Source organism: Mucilaginibacter kameinonensis (genome assembly GCF_003675385.1).
In the GTDB taxonomy this organism is placed as follows: Bacteria; Bacteroidota; Bacteroidia; order Sphingobacteriales; family Sphingobacteriaceae; genus Mucilaginibacter; species Mucilaginibacter kameinonensis.
Genome location: NZ_RCWZ01000002.1, coordinates 776,877 through 801,447, shown reverse-complemented (window position 1 = coordinate 801,447; position 24,571 = coordinate 776,877). Strand labels below are relative to the sequence as shown.

Genomic DNA, 24,571 nt, shown 5'->3' with positions numbered 1-24,571 from the left:
AATAAGTTACAATAAAACATTGTGACTTACGCGGCGAAGCCATGTACAAACAGCAAACAAAATGTGCCGGATAGCGGGTATAATTAATAACATGGTACAGCCCGAGGTTCTACTTGAAAAGGTAAAAGTTATGTGCCGTACACTTCAGCATGGAGGACCGGACGACGAGGGGGTACATTATGACCAGAACGGTCACCTGGTATTCGGGCACCGCAGGCTCTCGATCATCGATCTGAGCAGTGGTGGTCATCAGCCAATGGCGGATACGCATGGCAGAGCCTTAATAACGTTCAACGGCGAGATCTATAATTACCTGGAGTTGCGAGGTGAGCTCACCGGACTTGGCATCACATTTAACTCGGCTACAGACACCGAAGTTATATTGCAGGCTTATCTGAAATGGGGTGTAGAAGCCTTCGGAAAATTTAGGGGAATGTTCGCGTTTGCCCTGTTTGATACTGCCCGACGGCTAACCTACCTCGTGCGCGACACCGCCGGTATTAAACCGATTTACTATACCACGCAGGACAATGACTTAAGTTTTGCCTCAGAAATCAGTGCATTTACAGCAGCCGGTATTGCTGCTCAAGAAGACCCAAACTGGCCCATCAGGTTTTTAGCCTTCGGTCATATCCCTGAACCTTATACCACGTTGCTCCAGGTATACAGCTTACCTAAAGGACATTATTTATGCTGGAACCATTCCCTTTCCACTTATCAAATCTGTAGATATCAGCAGCAGGAAAACACAAACAGGATAAACGATATCAACGAGGCGCACGAAATTATTAAGCAAGCTTTGACAAAAGCCGTAAAACGGCAAATGGTTGCAGATGCGCCGCTGGGTGTTTTTTTAAGCGGCGGGATCGACTCAAGCTTGTTAACACTGCTGGCCGACGAAGAAAAAGGCCAACAGCTGAAAACCATATCCATTTTCTTTGACGAAAAACAATACGACGAACAGGCTTACCAAAAGGTAATCTTAAACAAAACCAGGGGAGAAAATTTTTCGCACCTGGTTAAACAAGAAGATTTTGAAAACCACTTCGAACACATCCTGGAAGCTATGGATATGCCAACCACAGATGGTATCAATAGCTGGTTTATTAGTAAATACGCTCATGACAACGGTTTAAAGGCAGTATTATCAGGTATTGGTGCAGATGAGTATTTTGGAGGTTATCCTTCTTTTAGCCGCATCAGATACCTGGGTTATTTACGCAATATTCCACCATTTCTATTCTCTTCTGTACATGGGCTGTTACCCGACGCCTACAAAAAACTTACGTTCCTGGTTGATAAAAGCCCGATTGCCGACTACCTTTTACTTCGAGGCCTGTTCTCACCCGGCGATATCAGCAGGATACTTGACACTGATACCACACAAGTTAAAACTGTACTTTTTGACAATAATGAGGGGTCGGAGTCAAGCCGGTACAGCCCTGAACAGGCTTCATGGTTTGAAACAAACCTTTACATGCAAAATCAACTGCTTCGGGATACCGATGTAATGAGCATGAGCCATGGCCTGGAGGTACGGGTACCATTTTTGGATGAAGATTTTACTGCTGCTGTGCAAAGCATCGCATCCGATATTCGCTTTAATCGTCAGCAACCCAAAAAGCTGCTTATTGATAGCTTCGACATATTACCGGCTTCGGTTTGGAACCGGCCCAAGATGGGTTTTTCATTCCCGCTACAAATATGGATGCGCGAGAACACGCGTATTAACAACCCCGAACACTATAAGGGGAAGTTAGCGCGATACAATATTCAGAAATTTAAAAACGGCCAGATCCACTGGTCAAAAGCCTTTGCACTTTACCAGATACAACCCCATGTCTAAAAAAGTGATCCTTTTCACCCTGCAAACCTTCAGTACCACCGGCGGTATCCAGAAAATGACCCGCACGCTTGGTTACTCCTTACACAAACTTGCCCTTAGCAACAAATGGAATTTTGAACTCTGGTCCGCCTATGATAAACAGGAAGACCTGATGGAACAATACCTTCCACAAAGCAAATTCAAGGGTTTTGGTACAAACCGCATTAATTTTGTTTTAAAAGCGATAAGCCGATATGTAAAACCTGATATCATCATACTTAGCCACATCAACCTCTCCATTATAGGCTTGTTGATTAAATGGGCCCGCCCCAACTGCAAAGTATGGTTGATTGCACATGGCATAGAAGTGTGGCGCAAACTTTCGCCCGTAAAAAAACACCTGCTAAGTAAATGCGACAAGGTAATTTGTGTAAGCAATTTTACCATGCATCAAATGATGGAAAGACACCAGATAAAACGGGATGTTTGCAGTGTGCTCAACAACGCCGTTGATCCTTTTATGAAACAGCCGCCTCTTAGTGATAAGCCGCTGTATCTGGAGTCTCGTTATCAACTGAATAACAGCTCGCCCATTATATTTACGCTTACACGTCTGGCATCTACGGAAAAATATAAAGGATACGAGCTTGTTATACAAGCCATAAACAACTTAAAGCATCAATTCCCGAATATAAAATATGTACTTTCGGGCAAATATGATGAACAGGAAGAGTTGAGGATCAATGAACTGATCACCAGACTGGGAGTAGCAGACCAGGTAATACTCACCGGCTTTATTGAGGAAAATGAACTGGCCGATCATTTTTTAATGGCCGATCTTTTTGTGCTGCCCAGCAGAAAAGAGGGCTTCGGTATCGTTTTTATAGAAGCCATGGCCTGCGGTTTACCTGTTATTTGCGGCAATGCCGATGGCAGTCTCGATGCAGTCAGGAACGGCGAGCTGGGCAGCGCTATCAGCGTTGACGATCCGGATGAACTGGTCAGATGTATAAAAAAGCACTTAGAAAATCCCTTAACAATAGCGAAAAGAAAAGAATTGCAGGAACAGTGCCTTATGCATTTCAATGAACTCGATTACAGGCTAAAAATAAAAACGCTGCTGAACGAATGAGTAAATTAACAGATGAAAAATGGGATATTGAACTAAGCCCACAAAGCAGTCCCTTTGATTTGAAGCTAAAGGATATGTGGCACTACCGGGACTTGTTGGTTTTACTGGTGAGAAGAGACTTTGTTTCCTTTTACAAACAAACCATCCTCGGCCCTTTGTGGTTTTTTGTTCAGCCGCTGTTCACCACAATTATATACACCTTTGTATTTGGGAGTCTTGCTGATATCTCTGCAGACAACCTACCCAAGCCCTTGTTTTACCTTGCAGGTATCACTGCCTGGAATTATTTTGCCGATTGCCTCACGAAAACATCAACTGTTTTTACGGTTAATGCCGGGCTTTTTGGAAAGGTTTACTTTCCAAGGCTGATCGTTCCGTTGAGCATTGTGGTATCAAACCTGCTTCGGTTTGGCGTTCAGATGATCCTGTTCCTTTTAATCATGTTCATTTATGTTTTCAAAGGCGCAAACATCCATCCTAACGCTTTCCTGTTGATATTCCCGTTACTTCTGATACTTATGGCCATGCTTGGTTTGGGGCTCGGTATGATCATATCTGCCATGACTACAAAATACCGCGATCTGAGTTTCCTGGTCACCTTCGGGATCCAACTCATGATGTACTTAACAACAGTAATTTATCCCCTTTCGGCGGTAAAGCAAAAATTTCCAAGTTATACATGGATTGTTGAGTACAACCCGATGACCTCCATTATTGAGGCCTTTAGATATGGCTTTCTCGGCCAGGGAACGTTTACCATGTTGTCATTGGGTATTACTACATTGGTAACCTTCATTATACTTCTGGTTGGCATCTTAATATTTAATCGCGTGGAGCGCACATTCATTGATACTGTCTGATATATGCCAGTTGTTATTAAAGCAGAAAAACTCTCCAAAGCATACCAGTTAGGAGAAATTGGAACGGGAACCATCTCTCGTGACCTTGAACGCTACTGGGCAAAACTGCGCGGCAAGGAAGATCCGTTTTTAAAGATCGGGGAAATCAATGATCGTGCTAAAAAAGGAGAAAGCGACGTCATATGGAGCCTTAAGGACATTAATTTTGACATCAACCAGGGAGACGCCGTTGGCATAATCGGTAAAAACGGTGCAGGCAAAAGCACGCTGCTTAAAATCTTAAGTCGGGTTACCGCTCCAACCACAGGATCCGTTAAGGTGAAAGGCCGCATTGCCAGTTTGCTGGAAGTTGGAACCGGATTTCATCCTGAACTGAGCGGCAAGGAAAACATTTACCTGAATGGGGCCATACTTGGCATGCGCAAGGCCGAAATAAAACGAAAGTTTGATGAGATCGTAGATTTCTCGGGGGTGGAACGCTACATCGACACACCGGTAAAGCGTTACTCATCAGGGATGTACGTACGGCTTGCCTTCGCCGTGGCTGCACACCTGGAGTCAGAAATTCTTATCGTTGACGAGGTTTTAGCTGTTGGCGACGCCGAATTCCAAAAAAAATGTCTTGGAAAAATGGGCGATATCAGCAAAGGCGAAGGCCGGACTGTATTGTTTGTAAGCCATAATATGGGGGCGATAATATCTCTTTGTAATCAGGGAATTTATTTAAAAAACGGCCAGATTACCGGTAACGGCAGCATTGAAGAGGTAATGAAGATCTATTCGGACGACAGGGATGGGGGATATTCAAAAGCCGTCAAGATTCTGAATGACGGTAAAAAAGCCTGGCTATCCGGCTTTAAGGTTACAGATGAAGATGGCACCGAGCATATTCAAATGGAGGGTAAAAAAACTGTACAGCTGGAAATAGACTCAACCAAGCAACTTGAAAACGTTTCTGTCGGGATAGGCATAAACGATGTGAACGATGTAAGGATAACCACGCTCTTTAGTAAATTTTTTGATAAAAAATACACGTTACAGCAGGGTACCAATCAGATAAGTTGCAAAATAAATCACCTCAATTTAAAGCCCGGAACTTACAAAATCGCAATCTATATTGGCAATGATCAGGAAACCCTCGACTATTACGACAATGGTTTGCAATTTGAGATATTCCACTCCGTAAAACAGACACACTTATTACCGGATTCGAGCCAGGGCAGCATATTTACCGAACAAATCTGGATATAAACATGACTGAAGCTGAACGTTTAACCGAAGAAGTTTTCTGCTTAAATTTTGAATTGAACACGCTGGCCAATCAACTGCTCAGGCAGTCGTCAGAACGCTGGGTGCCCGGATTTTTATATGAGAAAACTGAGTATTCACATATTGAAAGATATAAGCTTGCCTGTAATTATACAGCCGGTAAACGGGTAATTGATATTGCATGCGGCGTGGGTAAGGGTAGTAACCTGATGGCTCTTCAAGGTGCAGCCAACAGCGTATACGGGGCCGACATTCAGCCAGATGCTATCAGGTATGCGCAATGGCGCAATGGCCGGGAAAATATTACCTTTCAGGTTAACGACGCCCAACAGTTAGGCATTGAGAACGCCTTTGACATCGCCGTAAGCTTTGAAACGATTGAACATTTACCCGACTATAGAAAATTTTTGACCAGTATAAAAACTACCCTAACAACAAACGGACTGTTTTTGGTTTCTACACCAATTGCATCTATTCCAATAGATAATACTCCGGCAAATCCTTATCATGTGCAGGAATGGGGTTTTCGGGAGTTTCACCATGTAATCGATGAGTTTTTTAATATCGAAAAGGTGTATGTTCAGCTTTACCCTGAAATCCCTCTTCCGCCACCTGTGGTACGGATTGGTTTAACCAGGCGGGTCCTTAATAAAATTAAAAATAAACTGCTCCCCCCGCCCCATAAAGCAGAAACACCGGATCCGGTCATCAAGCCGGATAATGGTTTTTCAAAGATTGAAGAATATACAGGTCAATACAATACTGAAGAACTCGGTAAATCAAGATTAGGTTATCAAATTATTGTAGCCCGGGTAAAATGAGCGATTTAGCTATCATCATACCTGCTTATAAGAAGATATATTTTGATCAAACGCTGGCATCGCTTGCCGCTCAAAGCAACAAAAATTTCACGGTTTATATCGGAGATGATTGCAGCCCGGAAGATTTAAGGTCTATAGCAGAACGGCATCAGGAAGATCTGGACATTGTATACAACCGTTTTGAAAACAATATCGGAGCTAAAAACCTGGTTTTACAATGGAAGAGGTGTGTTGCATTAAGTAAAACTGAAAAATGGATCTGTCTATTTTCGGATGATGACCTGATGGACAGCAATTGCGTTGAAGAGTTTTATAGTACCGTCGACGTTGCAACAAATGATTTTGATATTTTCAGGTTTAACACCGTGGTGATCAATCAGCATGGCGAAATTATGAACCGAGGCACAACTGGCCCGCAAACGGAGAGTTCGGCACAGATGGCTTATAACCTTTTACATGGCAGACGCGGAAATTCTATGCCTGACCATATTTTTTCAAGGAGTATTTATGAAGAATGCGGAGGTTTTGTATTTACCCTTTACGCTCAAGGGGCTGATTGGGCGATGTCTATATTGTTTTCCAGGAAAAAAGGGATGTTTATAATCCCGAACGCCCAAATATATTGGCGTTACAGCGGTATCAATATTTCATCTAACGCTGCCAGGAACAAAAATGATATGATTTGCGGCCATCTGGATTTCATCAGCTGGGCGCTTGTACATTTCGAATACCTGAAAACTACAGCACTGGATATCACTTACGAGATGATTGTTGAGGCCTTACGGTTTAACCTTAAAATGGTGATGCTTTATCATTATAAAGGATTCAATTATAAACAGGCTCCTGCCCTGCTTTTCTTTTATCACAATAAATTGCAGCTATCTTACCGTGAGTCCATCCGGCAAATGATGGAAATCAATGGGCTATCGTTTCTTAATGTGCAAACTGTGAAGCGGGTATTGGTGAAGCTGAGAGATAAAATACTCAAACGGTCATGATCGGCATCAATTTATGGTAATTGTTAAACTACAGGGAGGGCTCGGAAATCAAATGTTTCAGTATGCCGCGGGCAGAGGCCTTTCACAGGGTTCTCCGGTGTATATTGACCATCAGTTCCTGGAAGAAAATCAAACAGACTCACCACATTTTACGGCGAGGAAGTATGAACTGCAGCTATTTAAAAATATAAAGGCTGTTAAAGCCACAGCTAAACAATTAGCAATCTTTAATAAAAATAGCTTTTATTATCGGTTATACAGGCGTTTTTTTAAAACCGTAATAAGCCGGCAGATAGAAAACGAATATATTGACTTTGAAAAAGCGTACGGTAAGCCTGTAAATACATACCTTGATGGCTATTTTCAGTCGGAGAAATATTTCAAACACCTGCGCAATCAATTGTTAGGAGATTTTGAGTTCCCTGCACTCGATACCGACAATGACAACATCAGGAAAAAGATTGAAGCTTCAGCCAACCCGGTGAGCATTCATGTGCGCAGAGGTGATTATTTGAAGTCGCCGGAAGTATATAAGATTCATGGCGTACTTGAAGTACAATATTACCAACAAACATTGAACCTTTTAACAGCAAAGTACGCCGATCTGACCCTTTTTATCTTCTCTGACGACATAGACTGGGCAATGAAAAATTTAAACTTAAACAGCGATCAAACCTGCTATGTAAGTGGTAATCAATCCGAAAATAGCTGGAAGGATATGGCTTTAATGAGTTATTGTAAACATCATATCATCGCAAACAGCAGTTTCAGCTGGTGGGGTGCATGGCTGTCAAAAAGCAACGGCGAAGTTTTTGCACCGGCCAATTGGTTTAATGCCAACAATGTGAAGTTCAATATTCATGACTTTATCCCGGCAAACTGGCATATTATAAGCAATGAATGATCAGCTTGTTTCTGTAATTATGCCTGCTTATAATGCTGAAAAATATATTGCAGCAAGCATTGAAAGTGTAATTCAACAAACCTATACCAATTGGGAGCTACTCATTGTTGACGACGGCTCGACAGATCAAACAGCAGCGGTTATAAAACGTTACGCTTCTGCAGACAAGCGCATTAAATGCTTTTTCCAGGAAAATGGCAGGCAGGGCAAAGCAAAAAATCTTGCTATTGCAAACAGTTCCGGCGTTTTTTTAGCATTTCTGGATGCCGATGATCTTTGGCTTAAAGAAAAGCTGGAGGTTAGTATACATGAAATCAATACAGGGGATTATTCCTTGGTTTTCACAGATTGTTACATTTTTGAAGGGGAGTTGCCCGAGGATTTCTCTACTTTAAAAACAATGGGCGTTCAGTCTGCAGTATACGAAGGGCGCCCGGCCTTACTAACGTTTTTGAATTACAACCAGATTCCTAACCTCACAGTACTGGCAAAAAAAGAGCTATTTCTGAATGCAGGCGGCTTTATTGATAAAGTGGTTGCCGAAGATTACGAAATGTGGCTGCGGCTGTTGAAAAATGGTGCCGTGTTTAAAGCACTTCCGCTTCAACTATCCCTTTACAGGGTGCATAATGAGTCAATAACAGCAAGGGACAGGCATGCAACTCTTGAGCTTATTGAAATCATCAAAACTTTCGGCAAAGAAAACCCGGAATATTGGCAGGATACACAATTGATCATCAGGGAAAAACTTAAACACTGGCTTTATTACGGGCATCAGCGTACTTCCCAAAATTTCAGAACCCTGATCAAAGATGTTTTTAACTTGCCTTTAACTGTTTTGTTTTATACACTAAGTTTGCTAATGCCGGTTGATCAGTTAAGAAAAATAGTTGTCAGGACCTATTAATACCGCTCTGTGGCAATAAAACATATCATCTTCACTAAGTTATTTGATTTCAGCGGAAGTAATACGCACCTGCGAGCCTTGATAAAAGTTTTGGGGCCGCAAAACGTACTACTGGTTTTGGAGGATGAGGACGAAGTAAAATTTCTTGAAAAAGTGGATGAAAGCGGTCTTATAAGTTATAGGATCAAAACAAATCTTTGTGGTTACGCCCATTTACAATACCGGTGGACCACCACTCTAAAAGAGGCGTTTCGACTTTTGAAATCAGTACTTTATATTCAATTACTGAGCATTAGATATGGCCTGGCCGATATTACAGTTTGCGCGGTGGAGCCGGAGAAACATTTATACTTTTTTTGGGCTCCATTCTGCAAGGTTTATTATATCCTGCACACAACGCCCAGCAAAAGATATACATCTTTCACCTCATATACCTGCAACAGAAAACTGGGCAACAGAAAAAAAATCATTACCGTTTCACAGTCCAATAAATCACTGATTAGTAAAAACTGGGAAATAGCCAAAAAGAAGCAAGCATACGTAAACGTTGTTTATAACTGCGTCACAGAACCTAACAGCGGCGTGCAACCCAATATAAAACAGAGTGCTGCCCCTCCGATATATGTCATCACAATGGGGCACGTCATCGGGTACAAAAATCCGGAAACCTGGCTCAGGGTAGCTAAGGCAGTTACCGCAGCACGCCCCCAGGTTACTTTTATCTGGCTTGGGAATGGCCCTTTACTGTATCAATACCTATCGGAAGTAACCAATCAAGAGCAGATCTTTTTTAAAGGAGCCGTAAACAATACCAATGATTATTTGAAAACGGCACATATCTATTACCAACCCAGTTTTTATGAAACTCATGGCATTGCAGTAGTGGAAGCCATGTCTCAATCATTGCCTTGTGTAGTATCAAATGTAGGCGGCCTTCCAGAATCTGTCTGGCATGATTATAATGGCTACCTTGTTGAGTCGGAAAATGTATCTCAACACGTTGAAGCTATCCTTAAATTGATAGATAACGCAGATCTACGCCATTTCTTAGGCGAAAATGCGTTCACAAGGTTTGAAGAAAAATTTAGTTTTGAGCAATTTAAAACACAGCTTAATTCCATTTACAGTTGAATAATACCAGGGGCATATCCGTAATTGTATGCTGCTATAACTCCACGTTACGCCTGCCTGAAACTATCAGGCATTTGGCGCAACAACAGGTTCCGGCTCATTTACCCTGGGAAATATGGATCGTTAACAATGCATCTTCCGATAATACGGCACAGGTTGCTATAAATGAATGGCAAAAATATTCATCCGCAGGTATTGAGTATAATGTAGTGGACGAACCCGTACCAGGATTATTCAATGCCCGGAGAAAAGGAATTGATTGCGCACGCTATGAATACCTGCTATTTTGCGATGATGACAACTGGTTAAACCCCTCCTACCTGGCCACTGCATTTGAAATTATGCAGGCCAATCCGAAAATCGGGGTATTAGGGGGCTGTGGAGAGATCCTTCCGGAAGAACCGGTCACAATGAATGAAACCTTGCTTAGCCAACTGAATGCCAATGGGCCACAGCACTGGGCCGCGACAGACCATTGGGTTTACGGTGCCGGGATGACGATAAGGAAAAGCATTTTTATGGAATTGGCGGAACATGGCTGGTTACAAATTACCACCGGGCGAACAGGTTCTAACTTCCTTTCGGGCGAAGACGCGGAAATTTGTTTTATGTTTTATTTATGCGGCCATCAGATTGTAGCCGATGATAGGTTAACATTCAAACATTTAATTCCAGTAAAAAGACAGAGCATTAAAACCATTATTAATATGGCATTCTGGCTTAGTTACTCCTACTACTTTTTGTATGGCTATATCGCTATGATCAATAAAGAACCTGTGTCTTTGAACGATTTAAGTACCAGGCTATTAAAAAGTCATAGCATATCCTTATTAAGGAGCGTACAAGCGGTAGTGATACAAGCGCTAAAAAAAAGGAAACGACCAACACTGGAACAAAGATGCACCGTATTGAGGCACTACGGCATGGTATCCTCCATTATAAAAAACCGGAAGAAAGTGATAAATCACCAACAACATATTCAGCAGGTTTTGAACTCGGTCAAGCAAGCGGCAAATGAGTAGTACCACTGTTCCGGTATTATTTCTGATTTTCAACCGCCCGGAAAACGCCCAACGTGTATTTGATTGCATCAGGCTGCATCAACCTGAATACCTGTTTATTGCAGCGGATGGTCCGAGGCCAGAAGTACTAACAGACGAGGCATTATGCGCTTTAACAAGAAGTATAGCCACCCAAATAGATTGGGAATGTGAGCTCAAAACACTATTCAGGCCGCAAAATTTAGGTTGTAAGAATGCTGTAAGCGACGCGATCAATTGGTTTTTTGACCATGTGGAGGAAGGCATTATCCTTGAAGATGACTGTTTGCCGGATAATACCTTTTTTTCATTTTGTTCGGAATTACTGGAACGGTTCCGGGATAACGAGCAGGTTATGTCCATCTCCGGTTCTAATTTATTAGGTAAGTCGGGCGATGAGCATTCTCCGTCTTACTTCAGGGCTCATGGCGGGATCTGGGGATGGGCTACATGGAAAAGGGCCTGGAAACGCTACGACATCGACATGAAAGCCTGGCCGGAGAAAGCAACTCAAACGCAGATCAGACAGGCGATTGGAAGCCAGGAATGGTTTAATACCTACTACACTATGTTTGAGAGCGCACACAACAATACATTGGATACCTGGGATATTCAGTGGTTTTATAGCATCCTTATCAATGATGGAATAGCTATTAACCCTTCGGTTAACCTTGTAAAAAACATCGGATTTGAGAGCGGTACGCATATGAATTCGGTAGATAATCCGATAGCTCTATTGCCTGCGTTTTCCATGTCATTCCCCCTGAAACACCCCGGAGAACTTCCGTTGGATGCGGCTTATCTGGAAAATTTATATTTAGCTTTAAATCCGCCTGCTAAACGCAGGCGTTCATTGATCCGGCGGCTAATTAACCTGTGGCGTAACAAACGATGAAAAAACTGATAAAGAAACTGATCACCGGCTTTTTAAAGAAGATCAATATCCACCATATACTTAATACTCTATATCAGGAGCAAAACAACAGGCACATTGAAGCCAATGTGGTTAATTCAGGAGCTATTTTTTATCCTGAAGCCACAGTTTCTAACGCGCAGGACCGGTCAAAAATAACAGTTGGCCAAGGCACTCATATCAGGGGGATGCTGCATGTATTTAAATATGGCGGACAGATCACTATTGGCGAAAACTGCTATATAGGTGATCATTCCAGGATATGGTCGGGCGACAGCGTTAGCATTGGTGATTATGTACAGATATCACATAACGTAAATGTTATGGACACCAATGCCCATGAACTTGACGCCATAGAAAGAGCGGAAAGATATGTAGACCTGGTTAATAATGGCTCGTGGGCAGAAAAGGGCAATGTGCTCACCGCACCCGTGATCATTGAGGATTATGCCTGGATAAGTTTTAATGCCACCATTTTAAAAGGTGTAACTATTGGTAAAGGAGCTATTGTTGGTGCTAATACCGTTGTGACTAAAGATGTGCCACCCTTTACATTAGTGACCGGTAATCCGGCCAGGGTAAAAAAGCAACTTACTGAAAAATGAATATTCTGATCATAGGCTCAAAAGGATTTATAGGCTCTGTCTGCTACAACTTTTTCAAAGATCTGGATGGCTATGATGTTTACGGAGCGGATGTTGTAACGGAATACAACGATCCCAACTATTTTTTAATAGATGCCACCAATGCGGATTTTAAATCGGTGTTCCGAAAACATCAATTTACCTGGTGTGTTAATTGCGCCGGCGCTGCCTCTGTACCAGATTCTTTCATTCGTCCGGAAAAAGATTATCTGTTGAATGTGAACCTGACAGTTGCCCTGCTTAACGCCATCAGGGAAGAAAACAATGATTGTAAGTTCCTGCAGATGTCAAGCGCGGCAGTTTATGGCAATCCCGTTGTTATGCCGATCAAAGAAACCGATAGGCTGGCTCCCCTATCCCCTTATGGCATTCATAAAAAGCAGGCAGAAGAGCTTTGTGAACTATATCATAAATATTATGGGCTAAGCATCTTCATTTTCCGTGTATTTTCCGCATACGGCAGAGGCTTACAAAAGCAATTATTCTGGGATCTTTTCAAAAAATCAAGGTCACAGCAGCATTTCGCTCTTTTTGGTACCGGTGAAGAAACCCGCGAGTTTATTCACGTAACCGACATCGTGAATGCAATGTCACTAGTTATTAGTGGAAACCAAACAGGTTTCAAAATTATTAATATCGCCAATGGCAGCCCAATCACCATAGCAGCAGCTGCCAGTGCGTTTCTTGAAAATATAGAATTTAAGGGAGTCTTTAGCTTTGAAGGAGTGAATCGATCCGGCGACCCGCTTTATTGGCAAGCCGATACAAGTTTGCTGAAAAGTTTAGGCTACCAGCAGCAAATAAGTTTTGAAGATGGTATAAAAGACTATTGTAAATGGCTAAAAGAAAGAGGATAGCGCTCAATTACTCATACAACGAAAATTGGATTGGCGGTACTTATTATATAGAGAATCTTGTAAGCGCATTAAACACACTTGATGAAGAGCTTAAACCGCACCTCGTTTTGATCATTAATAAGCGAAGCGATTATCAAGCTGCTAAAAATAACATATCCTACCCATATATAAGCTTTAGGTTAGGTACCGGAGAGGCCAGTTTTGCCACCCGCTTTTTTAATAAAATAACCAATCGCCTGGTTAAGACCGCATTCTTTAATCAAACTATAAAAAACCTGGATGCGGTATTTCCATATTACAAAAGCATGGCCCAATCTCTCGCCAGTAATAAAATTTATTGGGTAGCAGATTTTCAGGAACATTTCGCCCCCGAATTTTTTAGTGCAGAGGCTATTGAAGGCAGAAAAAGAAGCCAGATGGAGATTCAGGGTTCGTCAGAGCATCTTATTCTGAGCAGCCAAAACGCGGCGGGACATTTTAAATCGCTTTATCCCGGACATCTTGTTAAAGTGCATGTGCTGCCCTTCGCCGTCACTCACCCAGTCTACCGGAATTTGACTATCGGCCCCCTGCTTAAGAAGTTTGATTTGCCTGATATTTATTTCCTTTGCCCCAACCAGTTTTGGAAGCATAAAAACCAGCTTACGGTTATCCAGGCCGTACACAGGCTTAAAAATAATGGTACCAACATTACTGTTGCTTTTACCGGCAATACGGCAGACCTCAGGAACCCTGAATATTTTACAGAACTTAATACTTATGTTCAGCAAAATAATCTTACCGACAATATCAGGTTTCTTGGTTTTATCAAAAGAGAGGAACAATTACAGCTAATGAATAATGCTGTTGCTATTGTTCAGCCATCCCTTTTTGAGGGCTGGAGCACCGTAGTTGAAGACGCTAAATCAATGAATAAGGCATTAATTGTTTCCGATATAGAAGTTCACCAGGAGCAACTTGTTGATAGCAGCGCCAGGTTCTTCGCTCCTTTGGATGTAAAGGACTTAGCGGCAAAATTGGAGCTTGCCATTAGTGCACATCCGCTCCCTTCGCTTTATGCCAATCCTGATTATCAACGCAATATTAAAAATTTCGGCAATGGATTTCTGCGCATAGCGCTACAGGAAACGGCATAACCATTTATTAAGCAAGCAGGATGAATTTACCTGATCTGAAAAAATACCGGGAAGATTTTATAGCAGCAGGCGTTAACGTACCTTTACAGGTAATACCGTCGGGTGGTCTGCTTAAAGTTTTGCCCGCTCCCGATAATCAGCAAACCGGCTGGCCCTGGACCGAGGAAACAGATCCGGAGGTTTACCGCACCAACAATAACTGGCCTAAGCTGACGATAGTTACACCATCCTATAATCAAGGCAGGTTCATTGAACAAACCATTCGCTCCATCCTGCTGCAAAACTATCCTAACCTGGAATATATCGTAATAGATGGCGGAAGTAACGATGAGACCGTCTCTATTCTTGAAAAATACGCACCATGGATCAGCTACTACCGCAGTGCCAGGGATAACGGGCAGGGCCAAGCTATTAACCTGGGGTTTAGCCTGGCATCAGGCGATTTTTATGCATGGATCAATAGCGACGATTATTATCTGAAAGATGTTTTTCAGGAAGTTATCCAACTATTTACACGGTCGAAAGCTAAATTCGTTTATGGTTATGGTTTGAATTATCGCGAAACCACACAACAGTTCGATGTAAGCAAGGTACTGCCATCACTGGACTTCTTTTTGAAAATACCCAATCTTGTACAGCCGTCGTCGTTTTGGAGCGCGACAATACATCAACCTATCTGGGAAAGACTGCATTGCGCGCTTGACTTTGAACTCTGGCTTCGCCTGGTTAAAGGTCAGAAAAGGAAACTAATCAAAAAGCCGCTATCGGTAGCTAATATTCATGATACCGCTAAAACATCAGATGCAAAGATGAAAATGAAGTGGGATGAGGATGAAAAACTGATGTGGTCAGACGAGGGACATGGCGCTGTTCCTCATTGGGGGAAAGTTAACTTCATTAATCGTATAAGAACTAAAATTTACAGATCATTAGGTCTGATATAAAAGGCAGCAGATGAAAATCGCGTATATATCTTATGAATATCCTCCTGACACTGCCGTTGGCGGTATAGCCACCTACGTTCAACAGGTTTCGCGGATGATGCTTGAACGAGGACATATTGTTGAGGTCTTTTGCGCTTCAACGCACCGTACGGTTACAGAGGTAGTGGATGGGATCAAAGTAAATCGCGTATTATGTACAGACAGGGAAATTTTCCATACTGTAATTCTGCCTTTTTTTGAAGCGGCTAACGAAGCCGGAAAATTCGACCTGATTGAGTCGCCGGAATTCTCCGGAGATGGCCTGTCTATTAAACGGAATTTCATGCATATCCCGCTCGTGGTGAGGCTGCATATACCCTGGTTCCTGGTTGATATAATTAATAATCATTATTTAACCTATTTACAAAAATGCAGGTTCATACTCAGCGGTATTATTCGCGGAAAACTATACAGACGTTTCTGGAAACCGCGCAATACTAAAACAGATCCTGATTATCTAACCACGGTGCTGGCAGAGCAAATACATACGCCTTCCATCAGCCTGGGCGATATTGTTGCCCGCAAGTGGCGTATAGACAGGAACCGGATATTGAACATTCCCAATCTGTTTGCTCCCGGAAAAGAACTTCTTAGTATTCCATCAAGCACCAACACAAACACGATAACCTATATAGGCCGCCTGGAAGTTAGAAAAGGGCTTGTAAAGCTGGCAGCTGCCCTGTCAATCGTTTTAAAAGCAAAACCATTTATCAAGGTTAAATTCGTAGGCGGGATACAAAAATCGCCAGTTAAAGGCCTTGATATGAAAGAGTATCTGCTTGAGGTACTGAAAGATTACCGCGATAACCTGGAATTTACCCTGGTACCGGCTCACCTTATTTCAGAAATTTACGCCGGTACGGATATCTGCGTTTTCCCGAGTATCTGGGAAAATTTCCCCTACAGTTGCCTTGAGGCTATGAGCGCCGCGCGTGGCATTGTAGCCAGCCGGGAGGGCGGCATGAAAGATATGCTTGAAGATTGCGATGGAGGCCTGCTTATTGATCCCTCCAACCACATGGAAATAGCGAGGGCACTTATCCGTCTTATTGATAATCCAGACCTGCGAATACAATTGGGAGAAAATGCAAGGAAAAAAGTAGTTGCGGCGTATAGTAACGAAAAAATCGGAGCACTTTTGGAAGAAAATTACAGTAAACTTATTTAAAACAAATCCACAATTTTACCGGTCATGTACCTCTCCGTCGTTATACCAACTTATAACCCGAACAGCGAACGGCTTCTTGCCACAATTGAAGGGCTCAAAAAGCAAAGCGCAGCGCCCGAAGCCTGGGAACTCATTTTAGTAGATAATAACTCTAACAATAAAGTTATTGATGAGATTTCATTACAGTGGAAAGCGGCAGCCCGGGTGGTTATCGAAAAAAATCAAGGACTGACCTACGCCCGGTTAAGAGGTGTAGACGAAGCTAAGGGCGATATTGTAATTTTTGTAGATGATGATAATATTTTGGACGAAAACTATGTTCAAAATGCGAGTACTATTTTTACTGATCACCCAAACATGGGCGCAATAGGTGGAAAATCGCTTCCTGAATTGCCATATGAAGAGCCGGAATGGCTACCCACTTTCTATTTCAGTTTAGCGCTGCGCGATTTCGGCGACGAGGTAATCATTCAGCAATGGGAAAACAAATTCCCCGAATATGGCCCCATAGGTGCCGGTATGGCAGTGCGTAAGGCTGCATTACAATCTTACCGCGCTAAGATCACATCAGGAAAATCGATCATTACCGATCGGAAAGGAAACTCCTTAAGTTCTGGCGGAGATAACGATATATTGCTTGAAATTGTAAAGTCGGGATGGGACAGCGGGTATTTTCCACAGCTGTCCCTGCGCCATATCATCCCGGCAGAGAGGCTGGAAATAAACTACCTTGGCCGGCTTTGCAAAGATCTGAGTAAATCATGGATCTATGTACTGGAAAGTCATGGCATCAGCCCCTGGAAAAAAATACCGGGATGGACAGTGCCTTTAAGGAAACTGAAAAGTTTTGTTGTTTATAAAGCCTGGAAAAACAGCTATAATTACCTCAAATGGAAAGGGGCTTGTGGAACCTTTGAAGGTTTGGCAGGCTAAGCATCTAACAGCAAAAAACTATCAAGTTGCTCCAAAAAATTATAAATATCCTGTACCGTTACCCCAAAGCCAGGCTGAAGACCTTTAAAAGGTTCGGGGGATACAGGAGTTACAAGAAGATGATCCGCCTGAGCCATTTGATGGCATCAAAATCAGCGGAACTCCCCCCGGTGAAATCTTTTGAAGATGGCTTGCCAGTCTATTTCCTGACAGGCAAAAAATATCTTTATCAAACATTGTTTTGCATCCAATCGCTCAACCGGGTGGCCAATGCGCCGCTCAGATTTATATTGGTTGATGATGGCAGTTTTGATGAAGACCTGCTGGCTCAAATCCGTAAACAGCTTCCGGGTGCAGGTATTGTAACCCGGCAGATGATAGAGAAAAATCTCAACAGTATATTACCGGAACAGCGATACCCGCATTTAAACCATAAAAGGAAGGTTTATCCGCACATCAAAAAATTAACGGATATACATACAATCGTGCCTTCAGGCTGGAAAGTAGTTTTAGATTCTGACATGTTATTTTGGAATGAACCAACGGAATTGTTGAATTGGCTACAAAACCCGACATCCCCTATTTATATGCTGGACTGCCAGGAATCGTACGGGTACTCAAGGCACCTGATGGAAGAACTTTGCGGCAGTAAAATACCTGAATTATTAAACGTAGGCGTTATCGGCATGAACAGTGCCGATGTCAACTGGGATAAAATAGACCGGTGGATAGGTGTCCTGGAAGAAAAAGAGGGAGCGTCTTACTACCTGGAACAAGCCTTGACCGCTATGCTACTGACAGGTGTTAAAACAGAAATACTGCCATCTAATACCTACATCGTTAACCCCGATAGCTCAATGGTTAATAATGCGGCAGGTGTGCTACACCATTATGTAGACCTGTCTAAAGATGATTATTTTACAACCGCGTGGAAGAAACTGATTTGAGTCCCCTGGTTTCCATTATCATACCGGTTTATAATTCGGCGCTATATCTCGCCGAAGCTATCAATTCCTGTATTAACCAGACCTGGCAAAATATCGAGGTAATTATTATCGACGACGGATCGACGGATCAATCTCTTTCTATCGCGAAAACCTTTCAAAACGAGCGAATCAGGGTTTATCACCAGGAAAATAAAAACGCTGCTGCTGCCAGGAACAGCGGATTAATGAAAGTAAAAGGAGATTATATTCAGTTCCTCGACGCTGATGACATACTAAGTGCTGATAAAATAGAAAAACAGGTAACCCTGTTAGCCGCGAATCCCGACATGGTTGCAGTTTGCAGCACCATCCATTTTACAGATGGCCGTCAGCCTACCGAATTTGCGCCATCAGCATATGAAGAAGCATTTTTGTTAGACCTGCCCCCATTCAATTTTCTCTTTAATCTTTACGGGGGAAATAATGAAGGCAACGGCTCTATGGTGCAGCCGAATGCCTGGCTATGCCCAAAAAACATTGTAGAAAAAGCCGGCAAATGGAATGAAGACCTAACATTAGATGACGACGGTGAGTTTTTTTGCAGGGTAGTACTGGCATCCAAGGGTGTTTTAAAATCAGCCGGTTACAATTATTACAGGAAATACCAGGGAAGTAAAAACCTGTCGGGCTTAACAACACAGAAACATCTGCGCTCACAGTACGATGCCCTAAGCCTTAAAATTTCATGGCTAAAAGCTAAAAACACATTGCCGGAATTGAAGAATATGCACGCCCGATGGTTACACGGTTTGCTTTTCAAAGCATATCCAGCCTATTCTGAGCTTGAGCGGCAAATCAAAAACGATCTTAAGACATTAAAAGCGGAAATTCGCACGGAGTATCCGTTTGGTACAACAAGCGGCAAATTATTATCCATGGTGTTTGGATGGAAATTTACTAAACGGCTGCAGCTCTTCAAACATCAATTGAGTAAAAGGCCAAACAACTCAGGCAAGCTATCATGAAACGCATTCACCTTTACTTTCGCAAACCACCGGAAAAAGACCGTTATTTTCCCGGCGACAGATATATTTTCTCGGCTGCGCGAAAACTTTTACGGCCGAAGAAAATAAGCGGCATAGAGAAGGTTTTTATTAACCTACGCCTCGGATTCGATGAAATTGGGGTAAACTATGTGGTAAACCGGCCGTTTAAAGAAATAGCCCCCGGTGAACCCGTAGTAGTATTAGGGATTGGCAAACAAGCACTTGAAGGCTATAATAAACCTAATCCTATTATAGCCGGTATCGCATTGGTATCTCATCCCACACAATGGCTCACCATGTGCCAGGATTTTTCAATAGTTAAATACCTGCAACATTCCAAATGGGCTAATGACATTTACATTCCTTATTATGGGGCCGAAGTCTGCGAACTCTGGCCTGCAGGAATAGAAACCCAAAAGTGGCTTCCTGAAAAAGATAAAAAACCGGTTTACGATGTTCTGATATATAATAAAATTAGATGGAATCATGCGGAAATGGAAGCGGAATTGGTTGAGCCTGTCAAAAATAAACTAAAAGAACTTGGGTTGTCATTCACGGAAATCATTTACGGACATTACCAGGAAGCAGATTATCACAAGCTTTTAAAACTATGCCGGTCGATGGTGTTCCTATGTGAACATGAAAGCCAGGGATTTGCCTGTTGCGAAGCTTTATCTATGGATATACCTGTTTACGCCTGGGACCAAAATTTTTGTCTTGACCCTGAAAGAGATAAATGGGGCACACCGGATATACCTGCTTCATCCGTTCCTTTTTTTGATGATACCTGCGGGATGAAATTCAAGAACTATGCAGCGTTTGAAACCGGGTTTGATGCTTTTTGGGAGAAGGTTACACAACAGCAATTTACCCCAAGGGATTATATATTGAAAAACATCACCCTGGAGAAAAGTGCCCGGCGTATGCTGGAAATCATACAGGAAGTTTACGATTAACCGGTAACTAAAACACTCCTATCCATACCGTCCATGAATTTCTCCATCTTATATAAACCAAAAAGACTGATTGAAAGGTTGGCGCTTGAAATAGCGCGTAAACGCCGTATCAGAAAATTAAAAAACACACCAGGGGAAGCGCTGAAACTCGGGCATATCGATTCGCTTGAGCTACTTGAAATAATCGGTAAAGACCCTTTATTGAGCGCAAACCCCATTGTTTATGATGTGGGCAGCAACATCGGTACCTGGACCTTACTTGCCAAATCTGTTTTGCCAAAGGCTTCGGTCCACGCGTTTGAGCCATTATCTTTTCATATTTCACAATTCAATGAAAATTGCAGGGCGTTGAATGATATTTACCTGCACGCGTATTGCGCGGGGAACGAAAACGGAACTGCCACCATCAACATATCCAGTTTTTCTGACTCATCAAGCTTACTATCTGCTACCCCGCTTGAGTTTGAGCATTTTCATATTCAAAAGGCAAATGAGGAGCAAGTAGAAGTTAAACGCCTTGCCGACCTGATTGATAATAAATCTTTATCGCCACCTGATATTATCAAACTTGATGTACAGGGATTTGAATTAGAGGTGCTTAAAGGACTTGGAGATTGGCTAAACTCCTCGAAGTATATTATCTGCGAAGTATCCTTTAAAGAATACTACTATGGCCAGGCACAGTTTCTTGACATTGCCAATTACCTGGCGGGATACCGGTTTCAACTTTTTGCATTCGGCAACAACACACCTTTGGGCACAGAGCTCAACCAGATTGACGTGCTGTTCAAACGACTTTCATGAGGATCTTACTTTCTTTTATGCAGGATAGTGGGGCAGCACCGCACGCAATCCCGGCCTATCGTTTCTGGACTTACTATATCAAAAATGGTATAAACGAAGCTGGTATGAAATGGATAGAGATCCCCGGATTGGATTGGGCCGCCGGGATGGTCCCTTATGAGAAAGACCCGGCCTTAGAACTGTGGAAACAAGAGACCTGGGCGCAAACTGTCAATTACGTAAAAAACAACCGGCAGCATTTTGACATTTTTCTTTGTTACCTGTATCCCAAGCAGATTGACATTAACGCCATTAAACAAATAAGGGCGATGGGCGTGCCTTGTGTTAATTTTTACTGCGATAATATCAGGTCCTTCAGCAAATTACCCCCTGAATTTAAAATATTTGATCTGGTGTGGGTACCGGAATTTGAAGCCCTTAATATGTACCAGGTAGCGGGGGTAGCTCATATTCATCTCCCAATGCCTATGTGGGTGGCGCCAGAATATCGGACGCTTCCTGTTAGGGAAACAGGTGCCATTACCTTTATTGGTTCTAAAGACTACCTGCGTGCGCAACTCCTGGCAAATGTGATCGACAAAGGATTACCGGTACAAATAACCGGAACGGGGTGGCACAATGAAAACGAATCGGCGACTGTGTTACCAGCATCAAATCTATCTGCAAAAATCAGTAATCAACTGCAACTGATACGCCAAACCGGACTGAAAGCCTTTGCTGCCTATCATGTTAAACGGTTTAACAAACAGGAACCGGTTGTTGTACCGCCGGAAAACTTGTTTGAAAAGCCGGATTTTGAAGAATACTTCCGGCTTAGCCGGGAAAGTATGATCACCCTGGGTATAAACCGGGTACCAACCTTTCACAGCTTTGGAAAAAACATATTGACTTACAGCAGGCTCCGGGACCTGGAAGCCTCTATGTTGGGCGCCTGCTACCTTACAGAATATACCGAAGGGCTCGCCCATTTATACGAATTAGGCACTGACATTGAGACATATGCTGATGCAGATGAATTGGTGTTGAAAAGCCGGGAATTAGTCCGGTCCGAAAGTAGGCGAAAAGAATTGAGGGCCAAAAGCCAGCAGAAAGCGCTCGGAGCACATTCAATCCCGGAGTCCCTCCAAAAAATAAAAACCAGGTTATTTAATTAACAACTTGCACGAAACGATCTGCATTGTTACCCAATCGCACCTTTGCCGGAACCCCAGGGTTTTGAAAGAGGCTACAGCACTGGCAGCTGCAGGTTATGATATTCATATTTTAACCGGCAGCGTTTCGGCCGATCTTTATGCTCAGGATTTGTCGGCCATCGCTAACTTTCCAAATATTCGTCTGCAATTGGTATCTGATCTATCCAAAACCAACTCGAAATCAATTTCGGATAGGTTTTTCAATAAATTAGGGCGTTGGGTGATTCGCAGGTTTAAGATAGAAAATAGCCTCGCGCTTGGTTATGGCGCCTTGCGCTATTATGATGCAGCCAGGGCAATAAAAGCCGATCTGTACATTTGCCATCAGGAACTGCCCACCCACATCGGTAGCCGTCTGCTAAAGGCAGGTTTTAAAGTTGCATTTGACCTGGAAGACTGGTACTCTGAAGACCTGCTTCCTGAGGCGCGCACAGAGCGACCGATTGGTTTATTACGCCATGCCGAATCAGAAGCACTTAAAAAAGGAACCTTTTGTATAACAACATCAAACACACTTGCCGAGAAATTGGCCCAACAATATTCATCCCCAAAGCCACAGGTAATTTATAATGTTTTTCCAAGTCCGGAGATCTCCTTTCAAAAGACAAAGCTCTTTAGCAAACCACTAAAACTGTTTTGGTTTTCACAAACCATAGGCCCCGGACGTGGGCTGGAACAGTTTATAAAAGTCCTTTATCTACTAAAAACACCCGTCGAATTGCACTTGTTGGGAAACGTAACGGAGGCCTACAGGCAAAGTTTAATGGCATTGCTCCACAGTCAACATCATCTGTTTTTTCACGACCTTGTACCTGAAAACCAGCTCGCTGCAAAAATAGCTGAATTTGATATTGGCCTGGCTTTGGAACTGAATACACCGGCAAGCCGCAATTATACCATCACCAATAAATTTTTCCAATATATTCAATCCGGATTACCCGTTATCACGAGTGAAACCGAAGGGCAAAAAGAGGGTTATGATTTGTTCAAACCAGGCTTTAAATTATCCCAACAGCCTGATGGTGCAGAAATTGAAGCGCTCGAAAAATGGCTTAATAGTCAGGAGGAATTGCAGTTAGCACGGAACCGGGCAATTGAAGCCGGAACATTTTACAATTGGGAAAACGAATCTAAAAAACTGATTTCATTAGTCGGCACAGCCCTTGAAAAATAAAGTAAGCTTACAGATAAACCTTGCGCCCGGCGACTACCCGCATCTACGCTTCATGCTTAAACATCAGTTGGAGGTATTGGCCGGACAAGTTGACGACATTGTTTTAACAGTTGATACTCGCCCAAGCAAGGGGCGTTTCGCTGATGGCTGGGAGGCCAATAAAACCTTGCTGGACAAATTTCTGGAAACAGACATTAAAAGCAATTATGCAATAAGTATAAACTACGTTGATTACACCCCGGCGACGAAACAAAAGATAGCCGATAAATTCTTTGGTAAAAAGAATATGCCCGACAAAGATTTCAGGGGCGGTCCGTTTTACGCCTACTTTTTCGGGTTGTACTCGGCCCAAAACAATCTCGTTTTACACCTGGATTCGGACATGTTTTTAGGCGGAGGAAGTCAGCAATGGATTGGCGAAGCGGTTAAACTTTTCGAGTCTGATCCAGATTGCTTTGTCGCTTCACCATTACCCGGCCCACCGCACCCGGCCGACATTCTGGTTGGTCAGAATGTTATTCAAAAAGTCGCCCCCTATACATGGGCACTAAAGGGCATGAGTACCAGGATTTTCATGATCGATAAAAGCCGATTTGATGCTGATAAATTGGTATTAACTCAGCCACCGCTTCGTGGACAAATAAAAGCGATTATTGAAGGAAACCCTAATGCCGACCTTCCTGAGCACCTATTTTCGGACTATCTTACAAAGCATCATTTAAAACGGGTCGACTTTTTAGGCAGCGGTAAGGGATTATGGTCGTTACATCCCCCTTATCGTACCGAAGCTTTTTATCAGCACCTACCACAACTCATTGAAAAGATCGGGCAGAATGATCTGCCTGAAAAGCAACAGGGTTTCTATGACATTATCGATGAGGTTTGCGATTGGTCGCCGGCTCGTGAAAAGATCAGCGGTAACCGGTGGTGGAAAAGGATCATAAAATAATC

General features: G+C 42.8%; 24 protein-coding genes. All 24 read left to right on the top strand.

The features are described 5' to 3' along the window. Window positions 1–61: 61 nt before the first annotated feature. From asnB to EAH55_RS10195, 24 genes are read left to right on the top strand one after another with little or no spacing between them, the layout of a single operon-like run. Window positions 62–1,846, top strand: coding sequence for an asparagine synthase (glutamine-hydrolyzing) (gene asnB, locus EAH55_RS10310; RefSeq protein ID WP_121809550.1), 1,785 nt, complete (start codon window positions 62–64; stop codon window positions 1,844–1,846). After that, window positions 1,839–2,957, top strand: coding sequence for a glycosyltransferase family 4 protein (locus EAH55_RS10305; protein ID WP_121809549.1), 1,119 nt, complete (start codon window positions 1,839–1,841; stop codon window positions 2,955–2,957). The genes asnB and EAH55_RS10305 overlap by 8 nt, the downstream gene beginning before the upstream one ends. Continuing rightward, window positions 2,954–3,817 (top strand): ABC transporter permease, encoded by an 864-nt coding sequence (locus tag EAH55_RS10300; protein ID WP_121809548.1) that lies wholly within the window; start codon window positions 2,954–2,956, stop codon window positions 3,815–3,817. The genes EAH55_RS10305 and EAH55_RS10300 overlap by 4 nt, the downstream gene beginning before the upstream one ends. 3 nt (window positions 3,818–3,820) lie before the next feature. Next, complete coding sequence (locus tag EAH55_RS10295) at window positions 3,821–5,068, top strand: ABC transporter ATP-binding protein (protein ID WP_121809547.1); 1,248 nt, start codon at window positions 3,821–3,823, stop codon at window positions 5,066–5,068. A 2-nt stretch (window positions 5,069–5,070) separates the two neighbouring features. Then, window positions 5,071–5,907 carry a class I SAM-dependent methyltransferase gene (locus EAH55_RS10290; protein ID WP_121809546.1) on the top strand — a complete coding sequence of 279 codons (837 nt, stop codon included), beginning with the start codon at window positions 5,071–5,073 and terminating at the stop codon, window positions 5,905–5,907. Beyond that, entirely contained in the window at window positions 5,904–6,905 is a 1,002-nt protein-coding gene (locus EAH55_RS10285; RefSeq protein WP_121809545.1) for a glycosyltransferase, read from the top strand. Before EAH55_RS10290 ends, EAH55_RS10285 begins: the two co-directional genes overlap by 4 nt. A 13-nt stretch (window positions 6,906–6,918) precedes the next feature. After that, window positions 6,919–7,809, top strand: coding sequence for an alpha-1,2-fucosyltransferase (locus tag EAH55_RS10280; protein ID WP_121809544.1), 891 nt, complete (start codon window positions 6,919–6,921; stop codon window positions 7,807–7,809). Next, window positions 7,802–8,716: a glycosyltransferase family 2 protein gene (locus EAH55_RS10275; RefSeq protein WP_121809543.1), complete on the top strand. Its 915-nt coding sequence runs from the start codon at window positions 7,802–7,804 to the stop codon at window positions 8,714–8,716. Before EAH55_RS10280 ends, EAH55_RS10275 begins: the two co-directional genes overlap by 8 nt. A 9-nt stretch (window positions 8,717–8,725) precedes the next feature. Next, window positions 8,726–9,847, top strand: a complete 1,122-nt coding sequence (locus EAH55_RS10270; protein ID WP_121809542.1) for a glycosyltransferase family 4 protein — start codon at window positions 8,726–8,728, stop codon at window positions 9,845–9,847. After that, entirely contained in the window at window positions 9,844–10,869 is a 1,026-nt protein-coding gene (locus EAH55_RS10265; protein WP_121809541.1) for a glycosyltransferase, read from the top strand. The genes EAH55_RS10270 and EAH55_RS10265 overlap by 4 nt, the downstream gene beginning before the upstream one ends. Continuing rightward, on the top strand, window positions 10,862–11,782 hold the full coding sequence (locus tag EAH55_RS10260) for a hypothetical protein (protein WP_121809540.1): 921 nt from the start codon (window positions 10,862–10,864) through the stop codon (window positions 11,780–11,782). Before EAH55_RS10265 ends, EAH55_RS10260 begins: the two co-directional genes overlap by 8 nt. After that, window positions 11,779–12,405: an acyltransferase gene (locus EAH55_RS10255; protein WP_121809539.1), complete on the top strand. Its 627-nt coding sequence runs from the start codon at window positions 11,779–11,781 to the stop codon at window positions 12,403–12,405. The genes EAH55_RS10260 and EAH55_RS10255 overlap by 4 nt, the downstream gene beginning before the upstream one ends. Then, window positions 12,402–13,301 (top strand): NAD-dependent epimerase/dehydratase family protein, encoded by a 900-nt coding sequence (locus EAH55_RS10250; protein ID WP_121809538.1) that lies wholly within the window; start codon window positions 12,402–12,404, stop codon window positions 13,299–13,301. Before EAH55_RS10255 ends, EAH55_RS10250 begins: the two co-directional genes overlap by 4 nt. Further along, window positions 13,280–14,437, top strand: a complete 1,158-nt coding sequence (locus EAH55_RS10245; RefSeq protein WP_121809537.1) for a glycosyltransferase — start codon at window positions 13,280–13,282, stop codon at window positions 14,435–14,437. Before EAH55_RS10250 ends, EAH55_RS10245 begins: the two co-directional genes overlap by 22 nt. Window positions 14,438–14,457: 20 nt before the next feature. Next, a complete protein-coding gene (locus EAH55_RS10240) occupies window positions 14,458–15,381 on the top strand; it encodes a glycosyltransferase family 2 protein (protein WP_121809536.1) in 924 nt (307 codons plus the stop codon). 10 nt (window positions 15,382–15,391) lie between these two features. Further along, window positions 15,392–16,588: a glycosyltransferase family 4 protein gene (locus EAH55_RS10235; RefSeq protein WP_121809535.1), complete on the top strand. Its 1,197-nt coding sequence runs from the start codon at window positions 15,392–15,394 to the stop codon at window positions 16,586–16,588. Window positions 16,589–16,612: 24 nt separating this feature from the next. Next, entirely contained in the window at window positions 16,613–17,521 is a 909-nt protein-coding gene (locus EAH55_RS10230; RefSeq protein ID WP_121809534.1) for a glycosyltransferase, read from the top strand. A 26-nt stretch (window positions 17,522–17,547) separates the two neighbouring features. Beyond that, complete coding sequence (locus EAH55_RS10225; RefSeq protein WP_162996814.1) at window positions 17,548–18,468, top strand: glycosyl transferase; 921 nt, start codon at window positions 17,548–17,550, stop codon at window positions 18,466–18,468. Beyond that, a complete protein-coding gene (locus tag EAH55_RS10220) occupies window positions 18,450–19,472 on the top strand; it encodes a glycosyltransferase family 2 protein (RefSeq protein WP_121809532.1) in 1,023 nt (340 codons plus the stop codon). Before EAH55_RS10225 ends, EAH55_RS10220 begins: the two co-directional genes overlap by 19 nt. After that, window positions 19,469–20,449 (top strand): glycosyltransferase, encoded by a 981-nt coding sequence (locus EAH55_RS10215; RefSeq protein WP_121809531.1) that lies wholly within the window; start codon window positions 19,469–19,471, stop codon window positions 20,447–20,449. The genes EAH55_RS10220 and EAH55_RS10215 overlap by 4 nt, the downstream gene beginning before the upstream one ends. A gap of 33 nt (window positions 20,450–20,482) precedes the next feature. After that, a complete protein-coding gene (locus EAH55_RS10210; protein ID WP_121809530.1) occupies window positions 20,483–21,253 on the top strand; it encodes an FkbM family methyltransferase in 771 nt (256 codons plus the stop codon). After that, window positions 21,250–22,407 (top strand): glycosyltransferase family protein, encoded by a 1,158-nt coding sequence (locus EAH55_RS10205; protein WP_121809529.1) that lies wholly within the window; start codon window positions 21,250–21,252, stop codon window positions 22,405–22,407. The genes EAH55_RS10210 and EAH55_RS10205 overlap by 4 nt, the downstream gene beginning before the upstream one ends. A gap of 4 nt (window positions 22,408–22,411) precedes the next feature. Beyond that, window positions 22,412–23,620: a glycosyltransferase family 4 protein gene (locus EAH55_RS10200; protein WP_162996813.1), complete on the top strand. Its 1,209-nt coding sequence runs from the start codon at window positions 22,412–22,414 to the stop codon at window positions 23,618–23,620. Next, window positions 23,610–24,569: a hypothetical protein gene (locus tag EAH55_RS10195; protein WP_121809527.1), complete on the top strand. Its 960-nt coding sequence runs from the start codon at window positions 23,610–23,612 to the stop codon at window positions 24,567–24,569. Before EAH55_RS10200 ends, EAH55_RS10195 begins: the two co-directional genes overlap by 11 nt. Window positions 24,570–24,571: the final 2 nt, after the last annotated feature.

Coding starts and splice junctions, on each gene's coding strand:
- EAH55_RS10260 (WP_121809540.1), top strand. CDS start 10,862: ATGAGTAGTACCACTGTTCCGGTATTATTTCTGATTTTCAACCGCCCG.
- EAH55_RS10305 (WP_121809549.1), top strand. CDS start 1,839: ATGTCTAAAAAAGTGATCCTTTTCACCCTGCAAACCTTCAGTACCACC.
- asnB (WP_121809550.1), top strand. CDS start 62: ATGTGCCGGATAGCGGGTATAATTAATAACATGGTACAGCCCGAGGTT.
- EAH55_RS10210 (WP_121809530.1), top strand. CDS start 20,483: ATGAATTTCTCCATCTTATATAAACCAAAAAGACTGATTGAAAGGTTG.
- EAH55_RS10215 (WP_121809531.1), top strand. CDS start 19,469: ATGAAACGCATTCACCTTTACTTTCGCAAACCACCGGAAAAAGACCGT.
- EAH55_RS10245 (WP_121809537.1), top strand. CDS start 13,280: ATGGCTAAAAGAAAGAGGATAGCGCTCAATTACTCATACAACGAAAAT.
- EAH55_RS10235 (WP_121809535.1), top strand. CDS start 15,392: ATGAAAATCGCGTATATATCTTATGAATATCCTCCTGACACTGCCGTT.
- EAH55_RS10275 (WP_121809543.1), top strand. CDS start 7,802: ATGAATGATCAGCTTGTTTCTGTAATTATGCCTGCTTATAATGCTGAA.
- EAH55_RS10205 (WP_121809529.1), top strand. CDS start 21,250: ATGAGGATCTTACTTTCTTTTATGCAGGATAGTGGGGCAGCACCGCAC.
- EAH55_RS10280 (WP_121809544.1), top strand. CDS start 6,919: ATGGTAATTGTTAAACTACAGGGAGGGCTCGGAAATCAAATGTTTCAG.
- EAH55_RS10285 (WP_121809545.1), top strand. CDS start 5,904: ATGAGCGATTTAGCTATCATCATACCTGCTTATAAGAAGATATATTTT.
- EAH55_RS10230 (WP_121809534.1), top strand. CDS start 16,613: ATGTACCTCTCCGTCGTTATACCAACTTATAACCCGAACAGCGAACGG.
- EAH55_RS10255 (WP_121809539.1), top strand. CDS start 11,779: ATGAAAAAACTGATAAAGAAACTGATCACCGGCTTTTTAAAGAAGATC.
- EAH55_RS10300 (WP_121809548.1), top strand. CDS start 2,954: ATGAGTAAATTAACAGATGAAAAATGGGATATTGAACTAAGCCCACAA.
- EAH55_RS10295 (WP_121809547.1), top strand. CDS start 3,821: ATGCCAGTTGTTATTAAAGCAGAAAAACTCTCCAAAGCATACCAGTTA.
- EAH55_RS10290 (WP_121809546.1), top strand. CDS start 5,071: ATGACTGAAGCTGAACGTTTAACCGAAGAAGTTTTCTGCTTAAATTTT.
- EAH55_RS10250 (WP_121809538.1), top strand. CDS start 12,402: ATGAATATTCTGATCATAGGCTCAAAAGGATTTATAGGCTCTGTCTGC.
- EAH55_RS10240 (WP_121809536.1), top strand. CDS start 14,458: ATGAATTTACCTGATCTGAAAAAATACCGGGAAGATTTTATAGCAGCA.